Origin of the sequence: Salegentibacter flavus (assembly GCF_900115145.1) — a bacterium.
In the GTDB taxonomy this organism is placed as follows: domain Bacteria; phylum Bacteroidota; class Bacteroidia; order Flavobacteriales; family Flavobacteriaceae; genus Salegentibacter; species Salegentibacter flavus.
On record NZ_FOVL01000044.1, the window covers coordinates 1 to 2,539 of the forward strand.

Annotated in this window: 2 protein-coding genes; both read right to left on the reverse strand. The window is 42.1% G+C overall.

What is annotated here, in order from left to right:
- Positions 1 to 93 precede the first annotated feature (93 nt).
- Positions 94 to 822, reverse strand: a complete 729-nt coding sequence (gene istB / locus BM266_RS16840) for an IS21-like element helper ATPase IstB (protein WP_093411632.1) — start codon at positions 820 to 822, stop codon at positions 94 to 96.
- A 19-nt stretch (positions 823 to 841) separates the two neighbouring features.
- Positions 842 to 2,365: an IS21 family transposase gene (istA, locus tag BM266_RS16845; protein WP_245760485.1), complete on the reverse strand. Its 1,524-nt coding sequence runs from the start codon at positions 2,363 to 2,365 to the stop codon at positions 842 to 844.
- Between the last annotated feature and the right edge of the window lie 174 nt (positions 2,366 to 2,539).

A 2,539-nucleotide genomic window follows, 5' to 3' on the forward strand; every position in this document is an offset into this window, starting at 1 on the left:
TGGATGAGCCGGTCAAAGTGAACCACGTGCGCCGGATGAAAGTGAGCATAGCAAACTAAGTGCGCAAAATCGATTCTACTGTGGTTAAATTTACTATTTATTTTTAAGTTTTTTCCTCATTGATTCCCCTTTGATATCTATTCTGTGAGCCGTATGAACTAGACGATCCAATATGGCATCTGCAATAGTCTGCTCCCCAATAATCTCGTGCCAGGCCTCTACGGGTAATTGGGATGCAATGATGGTAGATTTTTTTCCGTGCCTATCTTCAATAATTTCCATAAGAGAGTGCCTGTTAATATTATCCAGACCTTTAAGTCCAAAATCGTCAAGTATGAGCAGATCCTGCTTTTCGATCTTATTTACCTGCTTTAAATAAGAACCATCGGCCTTAGATGTTTTAAGCATGGTAAAGAGCTTGGAAGTATTGAAGTACATCGTTTTAAAGCCTAATGAGCAAGCCTGATGACCTATGGCGGATGCCATATAACTTTTTCCTGCCCCAGTGCTGCCTGTGATTAATATATTATCCTTTTGTGTTACAAAGTCGCAGGTTGCAAAACGTTGTATCTGGTTTTTATCAATATTCCGGTCATGGTTATAATCGATATTCTCCATAACGGCGTTATATCTGAAGCGGGCCGTTTTAGTTAGCCGTTCTACCTTTCGGTTCTGGCGATCGTCCCATTCGGACTGAATGAGGTAAGCTATAAGTTCATCATTGGTGTAATCCACGCTCTGCGGGGATAAGCTGGAGTTGAAGGCCCTGATCATGCCGTGGAGCCTTAACTGTTTCATCTGTTCTAAGGTTTGCGTGTTCATATACTTGGTTTTATGGTTTCTATTTGTAATAATGGCCTCCCCTTATGTTCTTGTGATCGGGCAAGACTATTTCCTCTTCGAGGTTTTCTTCAAGATTATCCCAGCCTTTTTTAAGGATGCGATCAATAATAATGTAATTGTATGCCCCGTAATCAGAAGCTCTCTTACAGGCATTATCCAGACGTAGGTTTCCTACTTTTTTTGCCAGGTGTAGTATGCCCAAACAGGATTTATAGGATTGTTCGGGATGTTGTTTTTTATCCAGTATTTCAGTGATATACCCTTTGCAGTGTACTCCAATGTGATCTGCCCAGGCGATAAATTTTTCAGAGCTCCATTCACTTACAAACCTATGGTGTGATGGCATATGTTCCTTAACCGTAGTATAGGCGTATTTCCTTTTCTCTCTTGGATGTACGGCCAGGCGTTCAAATTTATAGAATACCTCCACCATGCTATCGGAGTAAATGATTTTGATACGTTTCCCTATGTGCTTGTATGGCACGCTATAGTAATGCTTGTCTTTGCTAAAATAGATGTGGCTGTTCTTATGTACGGTACCATTGGCATAGGCTTTTATCTCATACCGCTTTAAGGGCAGGGGTTTTAATTCCTGTTTCTCCACCTCGTCGAATAAAGAACGCCGGGAGTATTCTCTTCCCCGGAAGGACATTTCATTATGTATTTTCAGAACTTCGAGTATTGCTTTATTTATTTCAGGCACGCTATGGAAGGTCTGGTGGCGTAACGGTGCAAATACCCTGGTATATATAATGCGTACAGCATTCTCTACTATGGCCTTATCCCTGGGTTTATATGTTCTTGTGGGCAATACTGCAGTTTCATAATATTCCGCAAAATCAGAGAAGGTTTCGTTGACCTTGGGTTCATAACGGCTTCCTTTGGTTACCGCGGATTTTAGGTTATCGGGCACCAGGGCATTGGGTACCCCACCATAAAACCAAAGTGCATTCTCGACGCTACGTATAAAATCTTCTTTCTTCTGGCTTGGCGAGGCTTCCACATACGTGTATTGGCTACTGCCCAGAACGCACACAAAAACTTCCAGATCCTGCAGTTCTCCGGTATGACGATCTACAATGCTAAGTTTCTTGCCGGTGTAATCGATGAACAGCTTATCGCCAGCCTTATGGGTAAGGTGCATCACCGGCGATACTTCCTTAGTCCACTGATGGTACCAGTATTTGAACTGGGATAACTTAAAGCCATCAGGATGTTTCGCATAATACTCCTGCCAGAGCAGTTGCCTGGTTACCCCTGTCTTACGCAATTCCTTATCAAAATAGGGAAAGTACTTCTCCAGGGTCAACAATTGAGCGCTCTTTGGCTTTTGATCTGACTTAAAAAGCTTGTGCAATTCTTCAAGGGTCATCGCAGAGACCTCGTAGCTTGTAAACTGGTAACGCTGAAAAAAGGCGATGTATTTAGTAATGGTGTTGCGTGATAAACCCAAACTTGAACTTATCTGGCGTTTACTGACGCCCTGGCTGTACAACCTAAAAATCTGTTTTATTTTTCGCATATCTATCTGTTTGTTGGCCATGGTCTTTTTTACAAAAAAAGACATTTGGCTTCTTACAAATAGAATCGATTTTTTAGTGGCTCAATTTACTCCGGCTAAAGTGGTTCACTTTGTCCCGGCCAAGGTGGTTCACTTTAATCCGGCCAGGGTGGTATACTATGACCGTTTTTTGCA